At 71.2% G+C, this 6531-nt stretch carries 8 protein-coding genes; 6 read left to right on the forward strand and 2 right to left on the reverse strand.

Annotated elements, in window-relative coordinates; translation table 11 throughout:
• Nucleotides 1–1239 (reverse strand): amidase (locus VHK87_RS11475; RefSeq protein WP_329635031.1); only part of this gene is annotated, 1239 nt, incomplete at its 3' end.
• Nucleotides 1236–1523, reverse strand: a complete 288-nt coding sequence (gene gatC / locus VHK87_RS11480; RefSeq protein ID WP_329635032.1) for an Asp-tRNA(Asn)/Glu-tRNA(Gln) amidotransferase subunit GatC — start codon at nt 1521–1523, stop codon at nt 1236–1238. The genes gatC and VHK87_RS11475, both read right to left, overlap by 4 nt.
• A 171-nt stretch (nt 1524–1694) precedes the next feature.
• Here gatC and ruvX point away from each other — a divergent pair, with 171 nt between their 5' ends.
• From ruvX to dprA, 6 genes are all read left to right on the forward strand, one after another.
• Nucleotides 1695–2198 (forward strand): Holliday junction resolvase RuvX, encoded by a 504-nt coding sequence (gene ruvX, locus VHK87_RS11485; RefSeq protein WP_329635033.1) that lies wholly within the window; start codon nt 1695–1697, stop codon nt 2196–2198.
• A 97-nt stretch (nt 2199–2295) separates the two neighbouring features.
• Nucleotides 2296–3276 (forward strand): aspartate carbamoyltransferase catalytic subunit, encoded by a 981-nt coding sequence (locus VHK87_RS11490; RefSeq protein ID WP_329635034.1) that lies wholly within the window; start codon nt 2296–2298, stop codon nt 3274–3276.
• Nucleotides 3273–4568 carry a dihydroorotase gene (gene pyrC / locus VHK87_RS11495; protein WP_329635035.1) on the forward strand — a complete coding sequence of 432 codons (1296 nt, stop codon included), beginning with the start codon at nt 3273–3275 and terminating at the stop codon, nt 4566–4568. Before VHK87_RS11490 ends, pyrC begins: the two co-directional genes overlap by 4 nt.
• 103 nt (nt 4569–4671) lie before the next feature.
• Nucleotides 4672–5004, forward strand: coding sequence for a GFA family protein (locus VHK87_RS11500; RefSeq protein ID WP_329635036.1), 333 nt, complete (start codon nt 4672–4674; stop codon nt 5002–5004).
• Between the two features lie 63 nt (nt 5005–5067).
• Nucleotides 5068–5706: a glycerol-3-phosphate 1-O-acyltransferase PlsY gene (gene plsY, locus VHK87_RS11505; protein ID WP_329635037.1), complete on the forward strand. Its 639-nt coding sequence runs from the start codon at nt 5068–5070 to the stop codon at nt 5704–5706.
• Nucleotides 5706–6531: DNA-processing protein DprA (gene dprA, locus VHK87_RS11510; RefSeq protein WP_329635038.1), on the forward strand; the 826-nt coding region annotated here is incomplete at its 3' end. The genes plsY and dprA, both read left to right, overlap by 1 nt.

Here is a 6531-nt window from a genome sequence, read left to right on the forward strand (position 1 = left end):
CGCGAAGGCGGCGCTGGGCGCAGTTGGGGTCAGCAGCGCGTCCACCTTCTCGAACGCGTGGTCGAAGTCGTCGGCGATCTTCCGGCGCACCTTCTGGGCCTTCAGGTAGTAGGCGTCGTAGTAGCCGGCGCTCAGCACATAGGTGCCGATCAGGATCCGCCGCTTGACCTCCGCCCCGAAGCCCTCGGCCCGGGTCTTCTCGTAGGTCTCCGTGAGGTTGCTCCCGTCGATCCGCAGGCCGTAGCGCATGCCGTCGTAGCGGGCGAGGTTCGACGAGGCCTCGGCCGGGGCCACGATGTAGTAGGCCGGCAGGGCGTATTTGGTGTGCGGCAGCGAGACCTCGACGATCTCGCAGCCGGCCTCCTTCAGCCAGGCGATGCCCTGCTGCCAGAGCGCCTCGATCTCGGCTGGCATGCCGTCGACCCGATATTCCTTGGGGATGCCGACCCGCAGCCCCTTCACCGACTTGCCGCAGAAGGCGGGGAAGTCGGGCGTCTCCACCGGCAGGCTGGTGGAGTCCTTGGGGTCGTGCCCGGCCATGGACTTCAGGAGGATCGCCGCGTCCTCGACCGTGCGGGCGATCGGCCCAGCCTGGTCCAGGGAGGAGGCGAAGGCGACCACGCCCCAGCGCGAGCAGCGGCCGTAGGTCGGCTTGATGCCCACAGTGCCGGTGAACGCCGCCGGCTGGCGGATCGACCCGCCGGTGTCGGTGGCCGTCGCGCCGAGGCAAAGCTCAGCGGCCACGGCCGAGGCCGAGCCGCCGGACGAGCCGCCCGGGGTCAGCTGGGCGTTGCCGCCCTGGGTGCGCCACGGGTTCACCACCGGCCCGAATGCGCTGGTCTCGTTGGACGAGCCCATGGCGAACTCGTCCATGTTGAGCTTGCCCAGCATCACCGCGCCGTCGCGCCACAGGTTCGAGGTGACGGTGCTCTCGTAGGTCGGGGTGAAGTTCCCGAGGATCTTCGAGCAGGCGGTGGAGCGCACGCCCTCGGTGCAGAACAGGTCCTTGATGCCCAGCGGCGCGCCTTCCAGCGCTCCGGCCTGGCCGCTCGCCCGGCGGGCGTCCGAAGCCTTGGCCATCTCGATCGCGCGGTCCGGAGTCTCCAGCACATAGGCGTTCAGCGCCCGGGCGGCCTCGACGGCCTCCACGTGGGCGCGGGTCAGCTCCTCCGACGAGAAGCGCTTCGAGGCCAGCCCGTCGAGGGCGTCCTTCAGGGTGAGCCCGGTGAGCTCGCTCATTCCACCACCTTCGGCACCACGAAGAACCCGCGCACGGACTTGGGCGCATTGGCCAGCACCTTGGCCGGGTCGCCGCCCTCGGTGACCACGTCCTCGCGCATCGGCAGGGCGACGGCCTCGGCCGAGGTCATCGGCTCGACGCCGGTCGTGTCCACCTCGTTCAGCTGCTCGATCCAGTTCAGGATGCCGGTCAGCTCCCTGGCGAGCGGCTCCAGCTTGTCCTCCGGCTCGGCGATCCGCGCCAGCCTGGCGACCTTCTTCACGGTCGCCGCGTCGATGGCCATCGGGGGCCTCCTTGCATACGTCGCGCGACGGGTTAGGGCGCGCCCCGCCCTTTGACAAGCCACGTCATCCCGGACCGCCGTCAGGCCGATCCGGGACCCACCGTCACCGGCGAGGCGCTGGGTCCCGGCTCTTCGCTTCGCTGCGGCCGGGATGACGGGTAGATGAGGCCCATGCCCGTCCTCGAGCTCACCGAACTGCCGCAGTCCATCGGCCCCCGCGCGCCGCTGGTCGGGCTGGACCTGGGCGAGAAGACCATCGGCGTCGCGGTCTCGGACGTCTCGCGCACCGTCGCCAGCCCGCTGGAGCTGATCCGAAAGACCAAGTTCAGCGACGACGTCGCGCGCCTCGTCCAGCTGATGGAAAGCCGCGGCGCGGAGGGGATCGTCATCGGCCTGCCGCTGAACATGGACGGCACCGAAGGCCCCCGCGTGCAGAGCGCGAGAGCGTTCGCCCGCAACCTGCTCCGCCTCAAGGATGTCCCCATCGCCTTCTGGGACGAGCGAATGAGCACCATGGCCATCAACCGCATGCTGATCTCGGAGGCCGACACCACCCGCGCCCGCCGGGCCGAGCTCGTCGACAAGATGGCGGCGGCCTACATCCTCCAGGGGGCGCTCGAGCGGCTGAGGTCCCACTCTTCCGCTCATCCCGGCGGAAGCCGGGATCCATCCTGACGTCCGGCTCGCGGCGACGCCGCCTGAATCCCGACTTGCGTCGGGATGAGCGGGATGGGTTGTGGCGAGGCCCGGCCTCCCCTATGACCCGGCCTCGATGACAGCGCTGGACGCCGGCCTGAACGCGGTCCTGGGGCGGACCTTCCCCTTCCCCAAGCGCCATTTCCTTTCCGTTCTGGACCTGAACGAGGTGGAGGTGACGTCCCTCCTCGACCTCGCCGACGGGTTCGTGGCGCTCAACCGCCAGACCTCGAAGAAGCTCGACCTGCTCAAAGGTCGGACGCTGATGAACCTGTTCTTCGAGAACTCGACACGGACCCAGAGCTCCTTCGAACTGGCCGGCAAGCGCCTGGGGGCCGATGTGGTCAACATGAGCCCCAGGGCCTCGTCGATCTCCAAGGGCGAGACGCTGATCGACACGGCGGTGACGCTGAACGCCATGCAGCCGGACCTGCTGGTGATCCGCCACGCCTCCTCCGGCGCGGCCTCGCTGCTGTCGCAGAAGGTCACCTGCTCGGTCATCAACGCCGGCGACGGCCAGCACGAGCACCCGACCCAGGCGCTGCTCGACGCCCTCTCAATGCGCCGCGCCTTCGGCCGCATCGCCGGCCTCAAGGTCGCGATCTGCGGGGACGTGCTGCACAGCCGCGTGGCCCGCTCCAACGTCGCCCTGCTGCAGATGCTGGGGGCCAACGTGCGCCTCGTCGGCCCGCCGACCCTGATGCCCGCCTCCGCCGACCGCTGGGGCGTCGACGTCTTCCACGACCTGAAGACCGGCATCGCCGGCTGCGACGTGGTGATGATGCTGCGCCTGCAGCTTGAGCGGATGGACGGGGTGCTGGCGCCGTCCCAGCGCGAATACTTCCGCTTCTTCGGCCTAGACCGCGAGAAGCTGGCCCACGCAGCGCCGACCGTGCGGGTGATGCACCCAGGGCCCATGAACCGCGGCGTCGAGATCGATTCCGAGGTGGCCGACGACCTCTCGGTCAGCCTGATCCAGGACCAGGTCGAGATGGGCGTCGCCGCCCGGATGGCCGTGCTGACCGCCCTCTCCGCCCGCCTGGACAATGACCGATGAGCGAGCGGCCCTTCGCCCTCACCAACCTGCGCCTGATCGACCCGGCCAGCGGCTGGGACGGCCCCGGCGCGGTGATCGTCACCCAGGGCGTCGTCGCCGACGTGGCCCAGGGCCGCGACCTCGGGGCTCTCTCGCCCGACGTCGAGGTGATCGACGCCGGCGGCCAGCTGCTGATCCCTGGCCTGGTCGATCTGCGCGTGAAGACCGGCGAGCCGGGCGCCGAGACCAAGGAGACGCTGAAGTCCGCCGCCCGGGCCGCCGCGGCCGGAGGCGTGACCACCGTCGTCGTCCAGCCCGACACCAACCCGGTGATCGACGAAGCCTCCGTAGTCGACTTCATCCTGCGCCGGGCCCGCGACATCGAGCTGGTGCACGTCTATCCGGCCGGCGCAGCCACCAAGGGCGCCCGCGGGGAACGGATGGCCGAGATCGGCCTGATGCGCGAGGCCGGCTGCGTATACGTCACCGACGCCGACCGGCCGATCGTCGACTCCAAGGTGTTCCGGCGGGTGCTGGCCTACGCCAAGAGCTTCGACGTCCTGGTCGCCCACCGCCCCAATGACCCCTGGCTCTCGGCCGGCGCGGCCGCCACCGAGGGCGAGTTCGCGGGCCGCATGGGCTTGCCATCGGTCCCGCCGGCCGCCGAGAAGATCATGCTGGAGCGGGACCTGGCCCTGGTCGAGCTCACCGGCGCGCGGCTGCTGGTCGACCAGGTGACCACCGCCGCCGGGCTCGAAGCGCTGGCGCGCGGCAAGGCGCGGGGCCTCCCGGTCACGGCCACCACCTCGATCAATCACCTGTCGTTCAACGAGATCGACATCGGCGACTACCGCACCTTCTGCAAGCTGGACCCGCCGCTGCGCTCCGAGGACGACCGCCAGGCGGTGATCGAAGCCCTCGCCTCCGGCCTCATCGACATCGTCGTCTCAGCGCACGCCCCCGCCCCGGCCGAGGACAAGCGCCTGCCCTACGACGAGGCCGCCCCCGGCGCCGTCGGGCTAGAGGTGCTGCTGCCCGCCCTGCTGGCCCTGCACCACGACGGCGGCCTGCCCCTCCTCGACCTGCTGCGCACCGTCACCTGCCGCCCCGCCGACCTGCTCGGCCTGCCCGCCGGCCGCATCGCCAAGGGCGCCCCCGCCGACCTGGTGCTGGTGGACCTCAACGCCCCCGTCGTCATCGACTCCGACAAGCTCACCTCCAAGTCCAAGAACACCCCCTTCGACGGCCGCCGCCTACAAGGCCAGGTGATCACCACCTGGGTGGACGGGCGCGCGGTGTACCGGCGGGGCTGACCCTCCCACCTCCCGCCGCTTCGCGGGGTAGCAGTTGTTCATGGTTTGTGCTGGTGAGTCACCTGGGGTAATCTGCCTCCAGACGAAACGGGAGAACACAGCCGTGCTCTACAGAGGCGGATGCAAGTGCGGGGCGGTCGCCTTCGAGGTGGAGGGGGAGATCGGCGAGGTGATCGACTGCAACTGCTCGGTCTGCAAGCCGAAGGGATATCTGCACTGGTTCGTGCCGGAGGCGCAGGTGCGGATGATCCGGCGCCCGGCCGAGCTCGGCGAGTTCACCTTCAACAAGCACGCGCTTCGCCACCGCTTCTGCACCACATGCGGCGTCTCGCCGTTCGTCGAGGGGCCGGGCACGGTGGCGGTCAACGCCCGCTGCCTGGAGGGCGTGGATCCGGGCGCGCTGACGGTGAAGCCGTTCGATGGGGCCAGCCTCTAGCGGCTCGACAAGGCGGCGCCGCGCGGCCATCACTGGCGGGCGGCAAGAGCCTGGGGAGGCGACATGTTCGGGATGTTGAGCGCGGTCCAGATCGCTGTGGCGCTGATCGGCGGCTACCTGCTGGGCTCGATTCCGTTCGGGGTGATCGCCACGCGGATGGCCGGAATCGGCGACGTGCGCCAGATCGGCTCGGGAAACATCGGGGCGACCAACGTCCTGCGCACCGGCCGCCGGGACCTGGCGCTGATCACCCTGCTGGGCGACGCCGGCAAGGGCGCCCTGGCGGTCGGCCTCGCCTGGTGGTTCACCCGCATGGCCGACCCGCTCACTCAGGCCGAGGCCACCGCGCTGGCCGGCGCCGCGGCGTTCCTGGGCCACATCTTCCCGGTCTGGCTGGGCTTCAAGGGCGGCCGGGGGGTGGCGACCTTCTTCGGCATCCTGCTGGCGGCGGCGTGGCCTGCCGGCCTGCTGGCGGGCGCGACCTGGCTGCTGGTCGCCTTCCTGGTCCGCATCTCCTCGCTGGCCGCGCTGGTGGCGGCCCTGCTGGCGCCGGCCTACGTCTGGTTCACCGGTCGGCCGGCGGCGCTGGCGGTGCTGGCCGGCTTCATGGCCGTGCTGATCTACTACCGCCACATCGACAACATCCGCCGCCTGGTCAAAGGCCAGGAGCCCCGGATCGGGGCGAAGAAGGCGCAGGGCTGATGGGCTCGGGCGCCGAGCGGCTGGCCTGGCTCCGCCTGGCCCGCACCGACGGCGTCGGCCCGGTCACTTTCCAGGAGCTGCTGAACAGGTTCGGCAGCGCCCGCGCCGCCGTCGAAGCGCTGCCGGAACTGACCCGTCGCGTCGGCAGGAACGGCGCCATGCGGATTCCCTCGCCGACCGACGCCGAGGCCGAGCTCGAAGCGGGCGAGGTGCTCGGGGCGCGGCTGATCTGCGCCGACGAGGATGGCTTTCCGCAGGCGCTCGCCGCCCTCGACCCGCCCCCGCCGCTGATCTGGACGCTCGGTCGGGCTGAACTGCTGGGCCGCTCGGCCGTCGCGGTGGTGGGCGCGCGGGTGGCGTCCGCCGCCGGCCAGCGCTTCGCCCGCGGTCTTGCCGCCGAACTCGGCGACGCCGGTCACGTGGTGGTATCGGGCCTGGCCCGCGGCATCGACGGCGCGGCGCACGAAGGCGCCCTGCCCACCGGCACGGTCGCCGTCCTCGGCGGCGGGATCGACGATGTCTACCCGCCTGAGCACCGCAAGCTCTACGAGGCCATCGCCGAAACCGGCTGCGTCGTCTCCGAGAGCCCGCCCGGCTACACCGCCCAGGCCCGCGACTTCCCTCGCCGCAACCGCATCATCTCCGGCCTCTCCCGCGCTGTCGTGGTGGTCGAGGCCGAACTGCGCTCCGGCTCCCTGATCACCGCCCGGCTGGCCGCCGAGCAGGGCCGCGAGGTGCTGGCCGTCCCCGGCTCCCCCCTCGATCCGCGCGCCAAGGGGACCAACGACCTGATCCGCCAGGGCGCGGCCCTCTGCGAAGGCGCCG

This window comes from Phenylobacterium sp. (genome assembly GCF_036263695.1).
Lineage (GTDB): Bacteria > Pseudomonadota > Alphaproteobacteria > Caulobacterales > Caulobacteraceae > Phenylobacterium.

Bases quoted from the DNA above. Each gene is read 5' to 3' on its own strand.
- gatC (WP_329635032.1), bottom strand. From the start codon at position 1,523: ATGGCCATCGACGCGGCGACCGTGAAGAAGGTCGCCAGGCTGGCGCGG.
- ruvX (WP_329635033.1), top strand. From the start codon at position 1,695: ATGCCCGTCCTCGAGCTCACCGAACTGCCGCAGTCCATCGGCCCCCGC.
- VHK87_RS11490 (WP_329635034.1), top strand. From the start codon at position 2,296: ATGACAGCGCTGGACGCCGGCCTGAACGCGGTCCTGGGGCGGACCTTC.
- pyrC (WP_329635035.1), top strand. From the start codon at position 3,273: ATGAGCGAGCGGCCCTTCGCCCTCACCAACCTGCGCCTGATCGACCCG.
- plsY (WP_329635037.1), top strand. From the start codon at position 5,068: ATGTTCGGGATGTTGAGCGCGGTCCAGATCGCTGTGGCGCTGATCGGC.